This is a genomic window from Actinoplanes sp. CA-142083 (genome assembly GCF_050942195.1).
Lineage (GTDB): Bacteria > Actinomycetota > Actinomycetes > Mycobacteriales > Micromonosporaceae > Actinoplanes.
The window spans coordinates 9,431,253-9,451,034 of record NZ_CP192076.1 but is presented as its reverse complement, the minus strand read 5'-3'; the positions used below and the strand labels follow the sequence as shown (position 1 = coordinate 9,451,034).

At 70.8% G+C, this 19,782-nt stretch carries 18 protein-coding genes; 11 read left to right on the top strand and 7 right to left on the bottom strand.

From position 1 onward, the window contains the following. Positions 1 to 44: 44 nt before the first annotated feature. On the bottom strand, positions 45 to 929 hold the full coding sequence (locus ACQPZX_RS43500; protein WP_433369415.1) for an SDR family oxidoreductase: 885 nt from the start codon (positions 927 to 929) through the stop codon (positions 45 to 47). A 66-nt stretch (positions 930 to 995) separates the two neighbouring features. Here ACQPZX_RS43500 and ACQPZX_RS43495 point away from each other — a divergent pair, with 66 nt between their 5' ends. Next, the gene (locus ACQPZX_RS43495) at positions 996 to 1,610 is read left to right on the top strand and encodes a TetR/AcrR family transcriptional regulator (protein ID WP_433369412.1); all 615 of its coding nucleotides are present in this window, start codon (positions 996 to 998) and stop codon (positions 1,608 to 1,610) included. A 47-nt stretch (positions 1,611 to 1,657) separates the two neighbouring features. Here the strand turns inward: ACQPZX_RS43495 and ilvD are convergent, their stop codons facing one another. Further along, positions 1,658 to 3,505 carry a dihydroxy-acid dehydratase gene (ilvD, locus tag ACQPZX_RS43490; RefSeq protein WP_433369409.1) on the bottom strand — a complete coding sequence of 616 codons (1,848 nt, stop codon included), beginning with the start codon at positions 3,503 to 3,505 and terminating at the stop codon, positions 1,658 to 1,660. Between the two features lie 102 nt (positions 3,506 to 3,607). Between ilvD and ACQPZX_RS43485 the strand changes: the two genes are divergently transcribed. From ACQPZX_RS43485 to serA, 6 genes are all read left to right on the top strand, one after another. Continuing rightward, entirely contained in the window at positions 3,608 to 5,962 is a 2,355-nt protein-coding gene (locus ACQPZX_RS43485; protein WP_433369406.1) for a putative bifunctional diguanylate cyclase/phosphodiesterase, read from the top strand. A 143-nt stretch (positions 5,963 to 6,105) separates the two neighbouring features. Continuing rightward, positions 6,106 to 7,932 (top strand): acetolactate synthase large subunit, encoded by a 1,827-nt coding sequence (locus ACQPZX_RS43480; protein ID WP_433369403.1) that lies wholly within the window; start codon positions 6,106 to 6,108, stop codon positions 7,930 to 7,932. Next, positions 7,932 to 8,447 carry an acetolactate synthase small subunit gene (gene ilvN, locus ACQPZX_RS43475; RefSeq protein WP_030436185.1) on the top strand — a complete coding sequence of 172 codons (516 nt, stop codon included), beginning with the start codon at positions 7,932 to 7,934 and terminating at the stop codon, positions 8,445 to 8,447. Before ACQPZX_RS43480 ends, ilvN begins: the two co-directional genes overlap by 1 nt. Positions 8,448 to 8,513: 66 nt before the next feature. Then, complete coding sequence (ilvC, locus tag ACQPZX_RS43470; RefSeq protein WP_433369401.1) at positions 8,514 to 9,527, top strand: ketol-acid reductoisomerase; 1,014 nt, start codon at positions 8,514 to 8,516, stop codon at positions 9,525 to 9,527. A gap of 240 nt (positions 9,528 to 9,767) precedes the next feature. Beyond that, positions 9,768 to 11,036 (top strand): mannosyl-3-phosphoglycerate synthase, encoded by a 1,269-nt coding sequence (gene mpgS / locus ACQPZX_RS43465; protein ID WP_433385821.1) that lies wholly within the window; start codon positions 9,768 to 9,770, stop codon positions 11,034 to 11,036. A gap of 82 nt (positions 11,037 to 11,118) precedes the next feature. Continuing rightward, on the top strand, positions 11,119 to 12,717 hold the full coding sequence (gene serA, locus ACQPZX_RS43460) for a phosphoglycerate dehydrogenase (protein WP_433369399.1): 1,599 nt from the start codon (positions 11,119 to 11,121) through the stop codon (positions 12,715 to 12,717). Here serA and ACQPZX_RS43455 read toward each other — a convergent pair. Next, positions 12,714 to 13,049 carry a hypothetical protein gene (locus ACQPZX_RS43455; protein WP_433385818.1) on the bottom strand — a complete coding sequence of 112 codons (336 nt, stop codon included), beginning with the start codon at positions 13,047 to 13,049 and terminating at the stop codon, positions 12,714 to 12,716. The genes serA and ACQPZX_RS43455 overlap by 4 nt on opposite strands. A gap of 359 nt (positions 13,050 to 13,408) precedes the next feature. On the opposite strand from ACQPZX_RS43455, the gene ACQPZX_RS43450 reads away from it, so the two are divergent. The 3 genes from ACQPZX_RS43450 (at position 13,409) to ACQPZX_RS43440 (ending at position 16,204) form a co-directional block, all read left to right on the top strand. Further along, positions 13,409 to 14,440 (top strand): 3-isopropylmalate dehydrogenase, encoded by a 1,032-nt coding sequence (locus tag ACQPZX_RS43450; RefSeq protein WP_433369396.1) that lies wholly within the window; start codon positions 13,409 to 13,411, stop codon positions 14,438 to 14,440. Positions 14,441 to 14,561: 121 nt separating this feature from the next. Beyond that, on the top strand, positions 14,562 to 15,659 hold the full coding sequence (locus tag ACQPZX_RS43445) for a branched-chain amino acid aminotransferase (protein WP_433369393.1): 1,098 nt from the start codon (positions 14,562 to 14,564) through the stop codon (positions 15,657 to 15,659). Between the two features lie 86 nt (positions 15,660 to 15,745). Further along, positions 15,746 to 16,204 carry an NUDIX hydrolase gene (locus tag ACQPZX_RS43440; protein WP_433369391.1) on the top strand — a complete coding sequence of 153 codons (459 nt, stop codon included), beginning with the start codon at positions 15,746 to 15,748 and terminating at the stop codon, positions 16,202 to 16,204. On the opposite strand, the gene ACQPZX_RS43435 is transcribed toward ACQPZX_RS43440, so the two are convergent. Both ACQPZX_RS43435 and ACQPZX_RS43430 read right to left on the bottom strand, forming a co-directional pair. Beyond that, on the bottom strand, positions 16,151 to 17,059 hold the full coding sequence (locus ACQPZX_RS43435) for an MBL fold metallo-hydrolase (RefSeq protein ID WP_433369388.1): 909 nt from the start codon (positions 17,057 to 17,059) through the stop codon (positions 16,151 to 16,153). The two genes, ACQPZX_RS43440 and ACQPZX_RS43435, sit on opposite strands and share 54 nt — an antisense overlap. A 151-nt stretch (positions 17,060 to 17,210) precedes the next feature. Next, the gene (locus ACQPZX_RS43430) at positions 17,211 to 18,080 is read right to left on the bottom strand and encodes a serine hydrolase (RefSeq protein WP_433369385.1); all 870 of its coding nucleotides are present in this window, start codon (positions 18,078 to 18,080) and stop codon (positions 17,211 to 17,213) included. Positions 18,081 to 18,094: 14 nt separating this feature from the next. On the opposite strand from ACQPZX_RS43430, the gene ACQPZX_RS43425 reads away from it, so the two are divergent. Then, the gene (locus ACQPZX_RS43425; protein ID WP_433369382.1) at positions 18,095 to 19,066 is read left to right on the top strand and encodes a LysR family transcriptional regulator; all 972 of its coding nucleotides are present in this window, start codon (positions 18,095 to 18,097) and stop codon (positions 19,064 to 19,066) included. On the opposite strand, the gene ACQPZX_RS43420 is transcribed toward ACQPZX_RS43425, so the two are convergent. After that, positions 19,057 to 19,266: a helix-turn-helix transcriptional regulator gene (locus tag ACQPZX_RS43420; protein ID WP_433369379.1), complete on the bottom strand. Its 210-nt coding sequence runs from the start codon at positions 19,264 to 19,266 to the stop codon at positions 19,057 to 19,059. The two genes, ACQPZX_RS43425 and ACQPZX_RS43420, sit on opposite strands and share 10 nt — an antisense overlap. Positions 19,267 to 19,323: 57 nt before the next feature. Next, the gene (gene arfB, locus ACQPZX_RS43415; protein ID WP_433385815.1) at positions 19,324 to 19,764 is read right to left on the bottom strand and encodes an alternative ribosome rescue aminoacyl-tRNA hydrolase ArfB; all 441 of its coding nucleotides are present in this window, start codon (positions 19,762 to 19,764) and stop codon (positions 19,324 to 19,326) included. Positions 19,765 to 19,782: the final 18 nt, after the last annotated feature.

The following is a 19,782-nucleotide window of genomic DNA, read 5'->3' as shown; positions in this document are numbered from 1 at the left end:
ATTCGCAACGATGCATCGTGCCGCCAGGTTGCCGGGTGGCCTTTCTAGGCCGGGTACGCGCCGGCGTCGAGGTCCTCGATGAGGCCGGGGTGGGTAGGTTCCCAGCCGAGGGTCTGCCGGGTGATCTCGCTGGTGATCGGGAGATCCATCGCGAAGAAGCCGGACAGCCACTCGAACTGCTCGGCGGGGACGGGCTTCACCGGGAGGTCGGTCGCGCGGCCGATGGCCTCGGCGATCTCCCGGGTGGTGACGCCCTCCTCGGCGATCGCGTGCCAGATCGAGCCGGGGGTCGCCTGCTCGACGACGAGCCGGAGCAGGGCGGCGGCGTCGAGCACGTGGACGGCCGGCCAGCGGTTGCTGCCGTCGCCCGGGTAGCCGCTCACGCCGGCGCGCCGGGCGATGCCGACCAGCGCGGACATGAAGCCGTAGTCGCCGTGGCCGTGCACGGTGGGGGCGAACCGGACCACCGCCGACCGCACGCCGCGGTCGGCGAGGGCCAGCGTGGCGGCCGCGTTGGCGACCCGGGGGTGGATGCCGGCGTCGGGGCGGTCGTTCTCGGTGGCGGCGCGTCCGTCGACGACGCCGATCACGCCCGAGGCGATCAGGAACGGCTTGCCGGTGCCCTCGAGGGCGTCGCCGACGGTGTCGATGACGGCCCGGTCGGTCTCGGCCGCCGCCGCCATGCCCGCGGGGGAGAAATCGCCGTGCTTGTAGCCCAGGTGGATGACGCCGTCGGAGTCGGCCGCGGCGGCGCGCAGGCCGTCGAGGTCGTCCAGGTCGCCGCGGCGGACCTCGGCGCCGAGCGCGGCCACCTTGGCGGCGGACGCGTCGGAGCGGGCCAGGCCGACGACCTGGTGGCCGGCCTTGAGCAGCTCGGCGACGGTGGGTGAGCCGATCCAGCCGGATGCGCCGGTGACGAAGACGCGCATGTCGAACCTCCAGTGATGTCACTTGCTGACATCACCCACGCTAGCACGATGATGTCATGGTGTGACATGACTAGAATCATGGTGGTGGGAAGGTGGGAGGGTGACGCGGCGGGCCGCCTGCGGGAGGCCGCGATGAGGCTGTACGGCGAGCGTGGCTACGAGCAGACGACGGTGGCCGACATCGCGGCGGAGGCGGGGCTGACCGCGCGCACGTTCTTCCGGCACTACGCGGACAAGCGCGAGGTGCTCTTCGCGGGGTCGGAGATGCTGCTGGCGCACATGGTGGAGGCGCTGGACGCGGCGCCGGCGAGCGAGGGGCCGATGCGCGCGGTGGCGGCGGCGCTGGACGCGGCGGCGGTCGTGCTGAGCCGCGATCCGGCGTTCTCGCGGCGGCGTCAGGCGCTCATCGAGGCGAACGCGGAGCTGCGCGAACGCGAGCTCATCAAGATGGCGACGATCGCCACGGCGCTGAGTGAGGGCCTCCGCCGGCGCGGGGTTCCGGCGGAGGACGCCAGCCTGGGCGCGGAGGCGGGGATCGCGGTGTTCAAGGTCGCCTGGGAGCAGTGGATCACCAGCCCGGAGGGCCTCGACCTGGGGGGCGTCATGACCGCGACGCTGGAACGTCTGACGATGATGACCGACTCGGCCGGAAGCGGCCGACGGTCTGGGCCACGCACCTAGCTGGTGCGTGGCCCAGGGAACCCTTCGCTAAGACGTACGATATGGGGTTATTCGGGAACGCGGCGGTAGGCGCCGTCGCTAGCGCTCGTGGCCATGGACGCGTAGGCCCGCAGGGCCGCTGAAATCGGGCGGGTGCGGTCGGTGGGCGTGTAGGGCTTCGGGCGGCGCTCCTGCTCGTGGCGTCGCTGGGCCAGGGTCTCGTCGTCGACGTTGAGGGTGATGCTGCGGCCGGGGATGTCGATGGTGATCTCGTCGCCGGTCTCGACCAGGGCGATGAGGCCGCCGGACGCCGCCTCGGGGGAGACGTGGCCGATCGAGAGGCCGCTCGTGCCGCCGGAGAAGCGGCCGTCGGTGATCAGCGCGCACGCCTTGCCGAGGCCGCGGCCCTTCAGGAAGCTCGTGGGGTAGAGCATCTCCTGCATGCCGGGGCCGCCGCGCGGGCCCTCGTAGCGGATCACCACGACGTCGCCCTCGACCACCTGCTTGCCGAGGATGCCCTCGACGGCGGCGTCCTGCGACTCGAAGACGCGAGCGGGGCCGGTGAACTTCCACAGGCTCTCGTCGACGCCGGCGGTCTTGACCACGCAGCCGTCGGGGGCGAGGTTGCCGAAGAGGATCGCGAGGCCGCCGTCGACCGTGTACGCGTGGTCGACCGACCGGATGCAGCCGTTCTCGCCGTCGGTGTCGAGGGTCGCCCAGCGATTTTCGGTGCTGAACGGCTGGGTGGTGCGGACGCCGCCGGGGGCCGCGTGGAAGAGCTCGAGCGCCTCTGCCGAGGGTTGGCCGCCCCGGATGTCCCATTTGTCGAGCCAGCCGGACAGGTCGGGCGAGTGGACCGCGCGCACGTCGTCGCGCAACGCGCCGCCGCGGTGGAGCTCGCCGAGGAGGGCGGGGATGCCGCCGGCGCGGTGCACGTCCTCCATGTGGTACTTCACGCTGTTCGGTGCGACCTTGGACAAACACGGCACCCGGCGGGAGATCGCGTCGATGTCGGCCACGCTGAAGTCGAGCTCGGCCTCGCGGGCCGCGGCCAGCAGGTGCAGCACCGTGTTGGTCGAGCCGCCCATGGCCACGTCGAGGGCCACCGCGTTCTCGAAAGCGGAGCGGCTGGCGATGCTGCGCGGCAGGACCGACTCGTCGTTCTTCTCGTAGTAGTCCTTGGCGATCTCGACGATCAGCTTTCCGGCCTGCTCGAACAGGGCGCGGCGGGAGGCGTGCGTCGCCAGCGTCGAGCCGTTGCCGGGCAGGGCCAGGCCGATCGCCTCGGTCAGGCAGTTCATCGAGTTGGCGGTGAACATGCCGGAGCAGGAACCGCAGGTCGGGCAGGCCGAGCGCTCGATGGCGCCGAGCTGCTCGTCGGTGACCGCCTCGTTGGCGCTCGCGCTCATCGCGTCGATCAGGTCGAGTTTCTCGTGCACGATGCCCTCGATGGCGACCGTCTTGCCGGCCTCCATCGGGCCGCCGGAGACGAAGACCGTCGGGATGTTGAGCCGCAGGGCGGCGATCAGCATGCCGGGGGTGATCTTGTCGCAGTTCGAGATGCAGACCAGGGCGTCGGCGCAGTGCGCGTTCACCATGTACTCCACCGCGTCGGCGATCAACTCGCGGCTGGGCAGCGAATAGAGCATGCCGCCGTGGCCCATCGCGATGCCGTCGTCCACGGCGATGGTGTTGAACTCGCGCCCGACGCCCCCGGCCTCGGCGATCGCGTCGGCGACGATCCCGCCGAGGTCCTTGAGGTGTACGTGACCTGGGACGAACTGGGTGTAGCTGTTGGCAATCGCCACGATGGGCTTGCCGAAGTCGTCGTCGGTCATCCCGGTGGCGCGCCAGAGGGCACGCGCGCCGGCCATGGTCCGCCCGTGGGTCGAGGTCCGGGAACGCAGGTCAGGCATCCCCTCATAGTGCCACCGTGGTCCGACGAAAATGCCAGTGGCGTCCACGACTCGGGATTTTGAGGGGTGCCCAAACACATCGAGATCCGGCACAGTGTTTCCGTGCAATCACCGTCCGGCGTGGAGCTTGCCGGGGTCGTGGGCCTTCTGGTCACCGTCCCGGCGGTGGCCGTGCTGGGCAATTCGGGCCGCAAGCACACCGGCGCGGCCCGCCGGGCCCACCTCATGCTCGCCCTCGGTGGCGCGGTCGTCACCGCGGCGGCGCTGGCCGGTGCCCTGAGCGCCCTGATCAGCGACGCGTCGCCGCCGCGGATCGGCCTCGGCTCGGCCGTGGGCATCGGCACCGGGCTCGGCACGCTCGCCCTGCTGGTCGGCACCGCCATGCTGCCGGGCGCGGCCGAGAGCCCGGGCGCGGCCGTACGCCATCTGCTCGACGGCCTGGTGATGGCGGCCGCCGTCTGGTTCGTCGGCTGGGTGCTGCTGACCGAGCCGACCAGCCTCCTCGGCGATTCCGCCCCGATGGCGTGCGCGTCGCTGCTGATCCCGACGGCGCTGTTGTGCATCTCGCTGGGGCTGACCATCGTGCTCGCCCTGCACGCCCATCGGCCGCGGCTGACCACAGTCCGGGTGGCCGCCGGGGTGACGGTCGTGGCCACCGCCGCGATCGCCATCGGCGGCGGCATCTGCCAGGGCCACGACAGCTGGGTGCTGAGCGGCTCGCTGCTGCTGCCGGTCGGGCTGTTCCTGATCGCCCACGCGGTGAGGGCCGCCGACCAGCCGGTCGAGGTGATCGGCGATCTGAGCGAGCGCGGCACGGCGTACGCGGTGGTCCCGATGGTGGCGATGGTCCTCGCGCTGGGCATGCACCTGTCCCGCGGCGGCGTCTTCGGCTTCTACGCGTTCCTCGGCGCCAGCGTCGAGGGCTTCGCGCTGGTCGGCCGGCAATATCTGGCGCTCGGCGACGTCCGGCGGTTCACCCTCAAGCTGCGGCAGAGCGAGGCGCACTTCCGCGAGCTCGCGCACACCGACCCGCTCACCCGGCTGGCCAACCGGCGCGGCCTGCAGCGGGCGCTGCGCGACTGCAAGTGCCCCGACGAGCCGCTCGTGCTGGTCGGCATCGACCTCGACGGCTTCAAGACGGTCAACGACATGCGCGGCCACGACGTCGGCGACGCGGTGCTGGCCGAGGTCGGCGAGCGGCTGCGGCGCAACCTGCTCGACGGGGACGTGGCGGCGCGGCTGGGCGGCGACGAGTTCGCGGTGCTCATGCACGGCACGGCCGACGAGGCGATGCTCACCGCGCACCGGCTGCTGGCGGTGCTGGGCGAGCCGTACGAGGTCGACGGCGGCTCGGTGTTCCTCTCCGCCAGCCTCGGCGTGGCCGACACCGGCGAGCTCATCCGCGACGCCGACCTGGCGTTGCGCTACGCCAAGCAGCGCGGCAAGAACCGGGTCGAGCGCTATCAGGCCCGTTACGACGAGCTGCTGCGCCGCCGCGGCACGCTGGAGAGCGAACTGCGCCACGCGATCGACCGCGAGCAGTTCCGGCTGGTCTTCCAGCCGGTGGTGGCGCTGCCCTCGATGCGGCTGGTCGGCGCCGAGGCGCTGCTGCGCTGGCACCACCCGACGCTCGGCGCGGTCCGGCCGGACGAGTTCATCCCGGTCGCCGAGGAGTCCGGCCTGATCACCCGGATCGGGTCGTGGGTGCTCGCCCAGGCCTGCAAGCAGCTCGCCGACTGGCTGGCCAAGGGGCACGACGTCTGGGTCTCGGTCAACCTGTCGCCCAAGGAGCTGCACGCCGCCGACTACGCCGGCCAGGTGGCTGACGTGCTGGCCGAGCACGGGGTGCCGGCCCAGCGGCTGGTGCTCGAGGTGACCGAGCACGCGGTGGCCACCGACATGGAGGAGCTGGTCAGCCGGCTCGCGGAGCTGAGGGCCACCGGCGTACGGATCGCGCTCGACGACTTCGGCGCCGGGTATTCGTCGCTGGGGCAGCTGCGGACGATGCCGGTCGACATCCTCAAGATCGACCACGCGCTGGTGGCGGAGCCGGAATCGCGTACGGGCACGGCCGCCCCGCTCGTCGACGTCGTTGTGCGCCTGGGACACCGGCTGGGTCTGGAGGTGCTCGCCGAGGGCATCGGCACCCCGGGGCAGCGGGCCGTGGTCGAGGAGGCCGGCTGCCGGCTCGGCCAGGGGTCGCTGTTCGGCTGGGGCGTGCCGGCCGAGCACCTCGAGGCGCAACTCGACAGCCTCCGGACGGGCTCACCGCGCCCGATGCCGGTGCCGCGCAACGACCCGCCGGTGAGTGGCGCGCCGCGCAGCCAGGTGGTGACGCTCGGGCCCGGAATGAAGCAGCTCAGGGCCGTTCTGCCGACCGATCCCGCGTTCGGGGCACTCGTGGGTGATCAAAATGTGGGATCAGTTGACTCGCCGAGTGAGATGGGGCAACCTTAGGCGCATGTGCTTCGCGTCCCGAGTACTTATGTGAGCGCACTCCTCGACTATCGGAGAGTGCGCTAGGTCCCGTGCTTCAGGCACGAGGGCCTTTTTTGTTGCTCAAGTACCGGAACGACCATCCCGAGAAGGTTCGATAAGCCATGACGAGACCCACTCCCGAGACTCTCGCTAACCGAGCCAACCCGGCCACCGTCGCGGCGGCCACCGCTACGCCGGCCGTAGCCTCCCCGGTGCCCACCTCCGGGGCCGGCGCTCTCGTTCGGTCGCTCGAGGCGCTCGGGGTCGAGGTCGCGTTCGGCATTCCCGGCGGGGCGATCCTGCCGGCGTACGACCCGCTGTACGACTCGAAGGTGCGGCACATCCTGGTGCGTCACGAGCAGGGCGCGGGCCACGCGGCGACGGGCTACGCGCAGGCCACCGGCAAGGTCGGCGTCTGCATCGCGACCAGCGGCCCGGGGGCGACCAACCTGGTCACGCCGATCGCGGACGCGTACATGGACTCGGTGCCGATCGTCGCGATCACCGGCCAGGTGGCCCGGCCCGCGATCGGCACGGACGCCTTCCAGGAGGCGGACATCCAGGGCATCACGCTGCCGATCACCAAGCACAACTTCCTGGTGCAGAACGCCGAGGAACTGCCGCGGATCCTGGCCGAGGCGTTCCACCTCGCGCTCACCGGCCGGCCCGGCCCGGTCCTGGTCGACGTCCCCAAGGACGTGCTGCAGGCGCAGACCACGTTCTCCTGGCCGCCGACGCTCGACCTGCCCGGCTACCGGCCCACCCTGCACCCGCACGGCAAGCAGATCCGCGAGGCGGCCCGGCTGATCGCCCAGGCCCGGCGCCCGGTTCTGTACGTCGGCGGCGGCGTGCTCAAGGCCGGCGCCACCGACGGGCTGCGCAAGCTGGCCGAGCTCACCGGCATCCCGGTCATCACCACGCTGATGGCGCTCGGCTCGTTCCCCGACTCGCACCCGCAGCACCTGGGCATGCCCGGCATGCACGGCACGGTTCCGGCGGTCTACGCGCTCCAGAAGTCCGACCTGCTGATCACCCTGGGCGCCCGCTTCGACGACCGGGTCACCGGCAAGCTGGACTCGTTCGCCCCGGACGCCAAGGTCGTGCACGCCGACATCGACCCGGCCGAGATCGGCAAGAACCGGCACGCCGACGTCCCGATCGTGGGCGACGCGCGGCACGTCATCGACGAGCTGATCGCGGCGGTCTCGGCCACGGCCGGCGGCGCCGCCCAGTACGAGTCGTGGTGGGCCACGCTGAACGAGCTGCGCGAGCGCTACCCGCTGGGCTACGAGGAGCCGGAGGACGGCTCGCTCGCCCCGCAGTACGTGATCGAGCGGATCGGCGAGCTGGTCGGCCCGGACGCGATCTACGTGGCCGGCGTCGGGCAGCACCAGATGTGGGCGTCGCAGTTCATCAAGTACGAGAAGCCCGGCACCTGGCTGAACTCGGGCGGCGCCGGCACGATGGGCTACGCCGTGCCGGCCGCGATGGGCGCCAAGGTGGGCCAGCCCGACACGGCGGTCTGGGCGATCGACGGCGACGGCTGCTTCCAGATGACCAACCAGGAGCTCGCGACCTGCGCGCTCGAGGGCATCCCGGTCAAGATCGCGATCATCAACAACGGCAACCTCGGCATGGTCCGGCAGTGGCAGACGCTGTTCTACGACGGCCGCTACTCCAACACCGAGCTGGGCACCCACAAGCACCGCATCCCCGACTTCGTGAAGCTGGCCGAGGCGCTGGGGTGCGTGGGCCTGCGCTGCGAATCCAAGGCCGATGTCGACAAGATCATCAAGCAGGCCATGGAGATCAACGATGCGCCGGTGGTCATCGACTTCACGGTCGGCAAGGACGCCATGGTGTGGCCCATGGTCGCGGCCGGCACCAGCAACGACGAGATCATGTTCGCCCGGGACGTGCGCCCCAACTTCGACGAGGACGACCTGTAATGAACAAGCACACGCTGTCCGTGCTGGTCGAGAACAAGCCCGGCGTGCTCGCCCGGGTGAGTGGGCTCTTCTCCCGGCGCAGCTTCAACATCGACTCCCTGGCGGTGGGCGAGACGGAGAACCCGGACGTCAGCCGCATCACGATCGTGGTCAACGCCGACTCCTCACCCCTGGAGCAGGTGACCAAGCAGCTCAACAAGCTGGTGAACGTCCTGAAGATCGTGGAGCTGGACCCGCAGCAGTCGGTCCAGCGGGAGCTTCTGCTGGTCAAGGTGCGTGCCGATCGCGCGCAGCGAAGCCAGGTCCTCGAGACGGTCGAGCTGTTCCGGGCGAAGGTGATCGACGTCGCTCCGGACACCCTCACCATCGAGGCGACGGGTAACCCCGACAAACTGGACGCGTTGCTGCGCGACCTCGAGCCGTACGGCATCAAAGAGATGGTGCAGTCGGGCCTGGTGGCCATCGGCCGCGGGTCCCGCTCCATCACGACCGGCCCGGCGCTCCGCGCCGCCTAACAGAAGCCCGTCCAACCACCCCGCCGCCACCCTTAACCGGACTAAAGGCATTTCGAGAGGTAAGTAATGACCGCGGAAGTTTTCTACGACGACGACGCCGACCTGTCGATCATCCAGGGCAAGAAGGTCGCCGTGATCGGCTACGGCAGCCAGGGCCACGCGCACTCGCTGTCGCTGCGTGACTCGGGCGTCGAGGTGGTCGTCGGTCTGCAGGAGGGCTCGAAGAGCCGGGCCAAGGCGGAGGAGCAGGGCCTCGAGGTCAAGACCCCGGCCGAGGCGTCCGCCTGGGCCGACGTGATCATGGTGCTCGCGCCGGACACCGCGCAGCGCAAGATCTACGCCGAGTCGATCGCCCCGAACCTGAGCGCCGGCAAGGCCCTCTTCTTCGGCCACGGCCTCAACATCCGGTTCGAGCTCATCAAGCCCCCGGCCGACGTGACCGTCGCCATGGTGGCGCCCAAGGGCCCCGGGCACCTCGTCCGCCGCCAGTACGTGGACGGCAAGGGCGTGCCGTGCCTGGTGGCCGTCGAGCAGGACCCGACCGGCGAGGGCCTCGCGCTCGCGCTCTCCTACGCGAAGGCGATCGGCGGCGCGCGCGCCGGCGTCATCAAGACCACCTTCAAGGAGGAGACCGAGACCGACCTGTTCGGCGAGCAGGCCGTGCTCTGCGGCGGCACCGCGGCGCTGGTGCAGACCGGCTTCGAGGTGCTCACCGAGGCGGGCTACGCTCCCGAGATCGCGTACTTCGAGTGCCTGCACGAGCTCAAGCTGATCGTCGACCTGATGTACGAGGGCGGCATCTCCCGGATGCGGTACAGCGTCTCGGACACCGCCGAGTTCGGCGACTACGTCAGCGGTCCGCGGGTGATCAACGCGGAGACCAAGGCGGAGATGAAGCGGATCCTCGCCGACATCCAGTCCGGGGAGTTCACCCGCCAGCTGATCGAGGACGACGACAACGGCCGCCCGCTGCTGACCAAGTACCGCGAGCAGGGCGCCAACCACCCCATCGAGGTCACCGGCCGCAAGCTGCGCGGCATGATGAGCTGGGTCGACCGCCCGATCACCGAAACGGCCTGATCTCGGCTAGGGGCTGCGCCACGCGATCGCCCCGCCAATGAGGAGGCAGTCGATTTTCCGTCGCCGCGGGGTTTGCGGCGCCGGGGAATTGCCTGCCTCCTCATTGGCCCGAAGGGGCGATCGCCCGCGGCGCCGGAGGCGACGCCAGCCGGCTCTGTCGCATTTTTGAAACGTCCACGTTACGTGCTTCTAACCTGGATGGCGCCGAAATAGAATTGTGCGTCGTTCGGGCACTTGAAGATGGTCTTCGGCGGGTATCTTCGCCGCATGCGACTGGCTGATTCTTTTCGGAGCGAGCGCTTCGGCGCGGTCCGGATTCATGAGCTGCAGCGGGTCATCGAGCTGGACTCGGGCACGTCGGGCGGGGCCGGTAGTCGTATTGTGGCCCCCGACGAGTTACGCGCTGTCGAATCGCAAATGGTAATCGTCGTGCCGTGCATGAATGAGGCACGCGGCGTCATCGAGGGAGTGCTCTCCGGCATTCCGCACGACTGCCTCATTGTGCTGGTGTCCAACAGTGACCGGGCGCCGGTCGACCGGTATGAGATCGAGGCGCAGACCGTCGAGCAGTTCTGCCGGCTGGCCGGTCGATCCGCGATCACCGTCCACCAGCGCGACGCGGGGGTGGCCGGCGCGTTCAAGGCGGCCGGGATGCCCGATCTGATCGACGACGGGGGACTCGTCCGGGCCGGCAAGGGCGAGGCCATGCTGATCGGGATGGCGCTGGCCGCGATGACCGGCCGCCGTTACCTGGGTTACGTGGACGCCGACAACTACGTGCCCGGCTCGGTCCACGAGTACTGCAAGGTCTACGCGGCCGGGCTGCACCTGGCCGACTCGCCGTACTCGATGGTGCGGATCTCCTGGCACTCGAAGCCCAAGCTGCGCGACAACCGGCTGTTCTTCAGCCGCAAGGGCCGCAGCTCACAGATCACCAACGAGTGGCTCAACCGCTTCCTGGCCGAGTACTCGGGCTTCGGCACCGAGGTGATCGCCACCGGCAACGCCGGCGAGCACGCCATGACCCTCGACCTCGGGCTCAAGCTGCGCCTGGCCGGGGGCTTCGCGGTCGAGCCGTACGAGTACCTCGACCTGTTCGAGCAGTTCGGCGGGGTGCTGGAGAGCACCAACGCGGACGTCATGGCCAGCTCGGTTCCGGTCATGCAGATCGAGACCCGCAACCCGCACTTCCACGACAACAAGGGCGAGGAACACGTGCAGGGGATGCGGATGCAGGCCCTCAACGTCCTCTACCACTCGCCGGTGACGCTGCCGGCGGTGCGCCAGGCGATCGTGGACTTCATGGTCGAGCAGGGCGCGCTCGGCATCGGCCAGGAGCCGCCGAAGGAGCGGGTGTATCCGCCGGTCGGCACGCTCGACCTCGACCTCCTCTATGACGCGCTGGACGCCGAGGCGCTCAGCTTCCGCCAGCCGGACGGGCGGGCCGCGTCGGGTCTGTCGGCGGCGCCGCCGATCGACCGGGCCGCGATCCCGCGCCGGATCGCATAAGTGTGACGCCGGTCACATAGGTATGACATGACGGCGGGGGTCGGCGGCACGATACGTGTGCCGCGACCCGGATGGAGGCGCATTGACTCCCGTCGTTCTTATCGCCGAGGAACTCGCCCCATCCGCCATCGATGTCCTCGCGTACGACTTCGACGTGCGCCACGTCGACGGCACCGATCGCAAGGCCCTGCTGGAGGCCGTCGCCGAGGCCGACGCGCTGATCGTGCGCAGCGCCACCCGGGTCGACGCCGAGGTGATCGCGGCCGGCGGCGTGCTCAAGGTGATCGCCCGGGCCGGCGTGGGTCTCGACAATGTCGAGGTGCCGGCCGCGACCGCCCGCGGCGTCATGGTGGTCAACGCGCCGACCAGCAACATCGTGTCGGCCGCCGAGCAGGCGATCGCGCTGCTGCTCTCGGTCGCCCGGCACACCTCCAGCGCCAGCGCCACGCTCAAGCGCGGCGAGTGGAAGAGGTCGCGGTACACGGGCGTCGAGGTGCAGGGCAAGACCGTGGGCGTGGTCGGGCTCGGGCGGATCGGGGTGCTGTTCGCGCAGCGGATGGCGTCCTTCGGAACCCGGCTGATCGCCTACGACCCCTACATCCAGCCGGCCCGGGCCGCGCAATTGGGCGTACGGCTGGTGGGGCTCGAGGAATTGCTGCGGGAGAGCGATTTCATCTCCGTGCACCTGCCGCGGACCCCCGAGACGTTCGGCCTGATCGGCGAGAAGGAGCTCGCCATGGTCAAGCCGGGGGTGCGGATCGTGAACGCGGCCCGCGGCGGGCTGATCGACGAGCCGGCGCTGATCGCCGCGCTGCGCGAGGGCCGGGTGGCGGGGGCCGGTCTCGACGTCTTCGTGACCGAGCCGACCACCGATTCGCCGCTGTTCGGCTTCGACAACGTCGTGGTCACCCCGCACCTGGGCGCCTCGACCGTCGAGGCGCAGGACAAGGCCGGGCTCTCGGTGGCGCGCAGCGTGAAGCTGGCGCTGCAGGGCGAGTTCGTGCCCGACGCGGTGAACGTGCAGGCCGGCGGGGTGGTGGACGAGGACGTACGCCCGCTGCTGGCGCTGGCCGAGAAGCTGGGCCGGGTCTTCACCGCGGTGGCCGGCGGGGTGGCCGCGAGCGTGACCGTCGAGGTCCGCGGCGAGATCGTCTCGCACGACGTGGGGGTGCTGCGGCTGGCCGCCACCAAGGGCCTGTTCGCCTCGGTGGTCGACGAGCGCGTCACCTACGTCAACGCGCCGCAGCTCGCCGCGGATCGCGGCGTCGAGGTGGAACTGCTGGCCAGCGACGAGCCGGCGGAACATCAAAACCTGGTTACCGTACGCGGTGCCCTGCCCGACGGCCGCACGGTGAGCGTCGCCGGCACCCTGACCCTGACCAGCACGCGTGAGATCAGCAAGCTCACCGGCGTCGACGACTTCGACCTCGACCTCACCGCCGACGGGGTGCTGCTGTTCTTCCGCTACAGCGACCGGCCCGGCGTGATCGGGGCGATCGGCACGATCCTCGGCGAGGCCGGGGTCAACATCGCCGCCATGCAGGTGGCGCGCCGCGAGGCCGGGGGCGAGGCGCTGATGACGCTGACCCTGGACTGCTCGGTCGACGCCGACCTGCTCTCCGACGTGGCGGCCGCGATCGGCTCGGCCCGGGGCAGCCTGGTCGACCTGCGCGCGTACTAACGAACGCGGGCCGGCGGCGGATAGACGGTGCCGTCCTGCAGGTCGAGCAGGTCGAGGTTGAGCTCGGCGGCCAGCCGCTCGATCGTCTCGAGCACCTGGTCCGGGCAGTTCTCGTCGAGCCGCATCTCGATGTGGTCGGCCGCGGCGTGCAGCGGCGCCTGCGCCCACGGCGAGCCGGCCGCCGAGGCGCGCGGGCCACGGTCGGGATAATCGCTGGTCAGGGCGTCGTAGAAGGCGACGACGCGGGGGTCGGCCGGGCGTTGCGGGTGCTCTCCGCGCGCGCACCGCGCGTTGGCGGCCCGCACCGCTTCCGGCGGGTCCGTCCGGTCCATCGCCCACACCACTAGGTCGAAACTCACCGGCGCATGGTGCCATCACCGAGCGCGACTCGCCGGAACTATGCCGCCGACACGCGGGGGATGCGTCTTGCGCGTCTTTAGTCCGCATCGCTAGCGTTGTCCCTGCCACACGGTGCCTGTCGGGCTCGTCTTCGGGTGACGCTGCCCGCCCACGTGCGCCATGTGTATCGGCGGGACCGAGCCACGCGTACTCGTCGCAACAGCCCTCGCACCGAATTGCCGCGGTGCGGGGGCTGTTCCTTACGCGGGCGACCATTTGCTGGGACCGGCTTACCGAAGATCGGGACGCGGAGCTAGCCTGGTCGGGTCTTCGAGTCATAGGGAGCAGTGACGTGAGCGTGGCGCGGATCGCGGTGGTGGCCGGCGACGGCATCGGGACCGAGGTGACCGCGCAGGCGCGGAAGGTCATCGAGACCGTGCTCCCCGGCACCGAGTTCCAGGACTACGACCTCGGCGCGCGCTTCTACAACCGTACGGGTGAGGTCCTGCCCCAGTCCGTCGAGGACGAGCTGGCCGGCCACGACGCCATCCTGCTCGGCGCGATCGGCGACCCGAGCGTCCCGCCGGGCGTCCTCGAGCGCGGCCTTCTGCTCAAGCTGCGGTTCGACTTCGACCAGTACGTGAACTTGCGCCCCTCCAAGCTCTGGCCCGGCACGGTCAGCCCGCTGGCCGGCTTGAAGCCCGGCGAGATCGACATGGTCGTGGTCCGCGAGGGCACCGAGGGCCTCTACGTCGGCGCCGGCGGCGTCCTGCACAAGGACACCCCCGCCGAGATCGCGACGGAGGAGAGCCTCAACACCCGGCACGGCGTCGAGCGGGTCATCCGCGACGCGTTCGCCCGCGCCCAGCGCCGCGAGCGCCGCCACCTCACGCTCGTGCACAAGACCAACGTCCTCACCAAGGCCGGCAGCCTCTGGTCGCGCACGTTCGCGGTCGTCGCCGCCGAGTTCCCCGAGGTCACCACGGAGTACCAGCACGTCGACGCGGCCAGCATGTTCATGGTCAGCAACCCGCAGCGGTACGACGTGATCGTGACCGACAACCTCTTCGGTGACATCATCACCGACATCGCCGCGGCCGTGACCGGCGGCATCGGCATGGCGGCCAGCGGCTCCGTCAACCCGGAGCGCAAGTACCCGTCGACGTTCGAGCCCGTGCACGGCTCCGCGCCCGACATCGCCGGCCAGGGCATCGCCGACCCGGCCGCCGCGATCCTCTCCGCCTCGCTGCTGCTCGAGCACCTGGGCCACCACGACGAGGCCCGCCGAGTATCCGAGGCGGTCGCGGCCGAGGTCGCGTCCCGCTCCGCGGGCGCGCCGCTGCGTACCGCCGAGGTCGGCGACCGGGTCGCGTCCGCGCTCTGACCCTACTGTCGGGTCACTTCGGCCCCGTTGTCTTAACGGACGTTCGGGGTATCTTCGTGGTGCGTTGCGGGGTACCAGCACGCCCATTTCTCTTTCTTGGCAGAAAGCAGGTCTCCATACCATGAGTGGTGGTGACAACCTCGACTTCGAGATCCGTCCGAACCCGGCTCCCGTAAGCGTCGCTGAACGTGACGCGATGCTGGTCAACCCCGGTTTCGGCCGCATCTTCACCGACCACATGGTCACGGTGCGGTACGCCGACGGCAAGGGTTGGTACGACGCCCGTGTCGAGGCCCGCGCGCCGATCTCGATCGACCCCGCCTCCGCGGTGCTGCATTACGCGCAGGAGATCTTCGAGGGGCTGAAGGCGTACAAGATGGCCGACGGCGGCGTGGCCATGTTCCGCCCCGACGCCAACGCGGCCCGGTTCGCCCAGTCCGCGCAGCGGATGGCCATGCCGGCGCTGCCCGAGGCGACGTTCCTGCAGTCGCTGCGCGAGATCATCCGCATCGACCAGAGCTGGATCCCGCAGAGCGAGGAGGGCAGCCTCTACCTGCGCCCCTTCGCCTACGCGAGCGAGGTCTTCCTCGGCGTGCGCCCCGCTTTGGAATATCTGTACCTGGTCATCGCCTCCCCGGTCGGCGCGTACTTCTCGGGCGGCGTCAAGCCGGTCTCGGTGTGGGTCAGCCCCGAGTACACGCGGGCGGCCCCCGGCGGCACCGGCGCGGCCAAGTGCGGCGGCAACTACGCGGCCAGCCTCTCCGCCCAGGCCGAGGCCATGGAGCACGGCTGCGACCAGGTCGTCTACCTCGACGCGGTGGAGCGGAAGTACATCGACGAGCTAGGCGGCATGAACGTCTTCTTCGTCCTGGACGACGGCAACCTGGTCACCCCGCCGCTGACCGGCACGATCCTGCCCGGCATCACCCGCGACTCGGTGATCCAGCTGGCCGGCCGCGCCGGCCGCAGCGTCGAGGAGCGCCCGGTCAGCATCGACGAGTGGCGCGAGGGCACGGCCTCCGGCCGGATCCGTGAGGCCTTCGCCTGCGGCACCGCGGCCGTGATCACCCCGATCGGCACCGTCAAGTCCCCCGACTTCGAGTTCACCGTCGCCGACGGCGGCTCGGGCGAGGTCACCATGGGCCTGCGCAAGGAGCTGGTCGACATCCAGCGCGGCCGGGCGGCCGACCCGTTCGGCTGGGTCCACCGCGTGCTCTGATTTGCCGCGCGGCCGGGGCTTTGCTCCGGCCGCGCTGTGCATCATGCGAGCGCTCGAGGTGCTGCGGCAGCTGCCATAGTGTCGCGGTGAGCCAGTATGAAGTCGCCCTCGTGCTCCTCGTCGATCCCTCCGGCGCCGTGCTCATGCAGCACCGCGACGACCACGCGCCGGTCTCGCCGAACCAGTGGGGGTTTCCCGGCGGGCGCATCGAGCCGGGTGAGACGCCCGAGCAAGCCGCCCGCCGGGAGCTGCTGGAGGAGACGGGGCTGACGGCGGGGGAGCTGCGACTGCTGTGGAGCGGGCCCCGGCCGTACGAGAAAGGCTTCTCCCACACGGTGACCGTCCACGTCTTCCATGGCGCGACCACCGCCCGTCAGGAGGACGTGGTGCTCGGCGAGGGTCGCGCCATGGTGTTCGTGCCGCGGGACGAGCTGCTCGACCGTGACCTGGCGGTCACGACCGCCGCGATCCTGCCGCGCTACCTGGAGGTTTCAGAAGGTGTAGGGCGTGGCGTACTCGGGGCGCAGGACCCGGGCGTGCGGTGAGGCGGCGCGGACCGCGTCGATGAAGGCGTTCAGCCGGGCCTCGTCGGCGGGCGCGACGGTCGGCGGGTTGCGCAGCGGCGTCTCGAAGTTGTCCCAGTGCACCGGGACCACGACCGACGGGTGGTCCAGCGCGGCGAGCAGCCGCGGCACGTAGTCGTGGGTCACGGCGGTGGACGGGACCGCGACCATCGCGACGTCCGGGCGCAGGCCGCGCAGGTTGCGCTCGACGAAGTCGCTGGCGCCCATGAAGAAGACCGAGGCGCCGCCGGCGATGGTGACCTGGTAGTTGAGGGTGTCGCCCTCGGGCAGGTCGCCGATGGTCGCCGGCTTGGGCGGGACGCTCACGCGGACGCCGGGGAAGGCCATCGAGTACGCGGCGTTGCGGCTGTGCAGCGACGGGATCACTTCCACGGTGTAGGCGCCGAAGTCCAGGACCTCACCGCCCTTGACCGGGCTCACCGCGATGCCTTCGGCAACGCCCAGGTGGTACGCCGTGAGCGTGCCGAACACCCGGGCGCCGGTGGTCCGGGCCAGGTGGGGCACGTCGTTGAAGTGATCCCAGTGGGTGTGCGTCACCAGGATGGTCTCCGGCTTGCCGGCGTGGGCGGCGATGGCCTGCTCGTCCACGGTCAGCGGGGTCGCCGGGTTGAATCCGCCGGTGTCGTAGCGGCTCACATAGGGGTCGACCAGGACTGTGCGGCCGGCGATGTCGATGCGCCATCCGGCCGTGCCGAGCCACCGGAACGCCGCCCGTTTTTTTCGGATCTTTGGCGCTTCAGCGGCGCCGGTCGCGGGCAGTGCGGCCAGGGCCGTTCCCGCGGCGGCCGTGCGTAGGAAACCTCGGCGTGTTGACATGTCGGATTCCTCCCGTGGGTTGATGCCGGACCACGGCAGACAAGCAGCCCCGCGTCGCGGGCGTCCAAGATCCAAGACCGGACCAGGCCATATGCGTACGGATATCGGCCCTGGTCAGCCAGGCGGGGTCGCCGGCATTGCGTGGGCCAGGTCACTCCCCGCGTAGCTCGGCCACCGCGGCCCGGGCGGCCCGGCCCAGCACCAGATCCACGTCCAGCCGGGTCGCGACCAGGTCCCGGGTGCGGGCGAACACCGCCAGCGCGTACCGGCCGCCGTCGGGGAACTCGGCCACGCCCGCCTCCATGTGCAGGCCCGGCAGCGTGCCGGTCTTGCCGGTGACCCGCACGCCGGGCGGGAAGGCGGCGGCCAGCCTGGTCCACGCCATCTGCCGGCTCATCAGCGCGCGGACCATCGCGCAGGCCGCGGGCGGTCCCGCCGCGTCCCGCCAGATCAGCTGCAGCAGCCGGGTGATCTCGGCGGGCGTGCTCGACGTGGTCCGCTCCGGATCGAAGACCCGCAGCGTCGCGACCTGCTCGCCGGTGAGCGCCGGGAAGATCCGGGCGAACTCGGCGTCGTCGCGGGCCCCGACGTCGGCGAACATGGACTCGAGCATCTCGCGCGGCCCGCCGAGCACCCGGGTACGTGTGAGGCCCAGCTCGGCCGCGAGCATCGGCACCAGATCCGGCCCGATCCGCCGCATCAGCACGTCGGCGGCGGTGTTGTCGCTGACCGACATGGTGAAGTAGGCGAGATCCCGCAGCGACAGCTCGACGTCGTCGGCGCAGCCGCCGGTGCCCCAGCCGCCGAGGCGGTCGCCGGCCCGCAACCGGATCCGCTCGGCCGGGTCGAGCACGCCCGCCGTCACCTGGCGGGCGAACTCCAGCACCAGGAGGATCTTGAAGATGGAGCTGATCACCACCGCTTCGTCCGGCCGCACCCCGGCCGTACGATCGCTGTCGATGTCTCTTGCATGCAGCCAGCCCTCGACGCCGCCGTTTGCGAACACTTCGATGATCGACATCGGTCCAGCCTAAAGTGGATCTCTTTCGACACCTGCGCTACTTCCTCGTCGTCGCCGAGGAACTGCACGTCAGCCGGGCCGCGGAGGTGCTCGGCATGGCGCAGCCGCCGCTGAGCCAGGCCATCCGGCGGCTCGAGCGCGAGCTGGCGGTCGAGCTCTTCGCGCGGCAGCCGCGCGGCATCGCCCTCACCCCGGCCGGCCAGGCGCTGCGCGACGAGGCGGTCACCCTGCTCGCTGCCGAGCAGCGCATGCGCACGCTCCTGCACACCATCCGCGACGGTGGCTTGGGGGTACTGCGGGCCGGGGTGCCCGCCGACACGCCCGCGCCCGTCCTCGGCGCTCTGCTGGACCGCCTGGCAGCGGAGGCGCCCGGCCTCGACATCGACCTGCAGGAGCTGACCACCGCCGAGCAGCTCGACGCTCTCCAGGGCGCCCGGCTCGACGTCGGCCTCGTGCACCATCCCGTCGACCTGACCGAGCTGTGCTCCGGCCCGGCCACCCACACCCCGCTCGGTGTCGTGTTGCCCCGGACATCGCCGCTGGCCCGCGCCGCCGAGCTCTCTTTCGGTGACCTTGCCGGGCAGGCTTTGGTGCTCTTCCCCCGGTCCGGCGCCCCCGACTGGTACGACCAGATCTTGGCGATCGCGGCCGGCCGGGGCTTCCGTCCCACCCGGGTGCGTCACGCCCGCAGCCCCGAGTTGCTCTTCGGCATGCTGCTGGCCGGTCACGGGGCCGGGCTGGAACGGGCTTCCGTGGCGCGCCGCGAACCCCGGGTGGTGTGGCGCCCCATCGAGGGTGAGCCGCTCACCCAGCGGATCTCGGCGGTGTGGCCCCGGCGCGGCCCCCACCCGGCGGCGTCACGGTTTGCCGAGCTGGCCACCGAGGTCCTGACGGCCACGGACCCGGCTCGATCGCCGCTGCCGGGCCCGGCTCAGGCGCCGTCCCCGTGGTCCGTCGTCTTCGACACGGCACGGGATCACGGTTGACGCAGCCGGTTCTTGGGGCGGTGGACCAGGATCCAGGCCTCGACGTCCTCGGCCCGCCAGACCTTGCCCTGCTCCAGGTCGGCGACGGGCTTGGGGAAGTGGCTGTAGTGGGTGATCTGGTGGACGCGCTGGCGGCTCACGCCCCCGAGGCGGATGCGGATCTCGTGGGCCCCGACCAGGCCGGATGACGATGACGACATACCCATGACAATAGGCAAGTGACTATAGTCGTGCAACCACTTGTCGAATGCTGAACATCAGTCGTTCGGGTAGGAGCGGCGGTTTCGCTTAGTCTCGCCCCGGCGCTTCTTGTCGGCTATGCGGCGCTCGACCGAGCCCTTCGACGGGCGGGTGGCGCGGCGGGCCCGCGGGGGCGGGGCGATCGCGGAAGCGACCAGGGCGGACAGGCGGTCGGCGGCGGCCTCGCGGTTGCGCAGCTGGGAGCGGAACTCCGACGCGGTGATGGTCAGCACGCCGTGCACCAGGCGGGAGCCGAGGTGCGACACCGCCCGCTCCTTGAGAAACGGGGGCAGGACAGTGGAGCCCTCCAGGTCCCAGGAGAGCTCGACCCGCGAATCGGTCGTGTTGACGCCCTGGCCTCCGGGGCCGCTGGAGCGTGAGAAGCGCCAGGCGAGCTCGGCCGCCGGGATGGTCAGGCGGTCGTTGACCCGGACATCTTCCAGCACACCGGCAAGCATGGCACCGGAGCCCTGGCG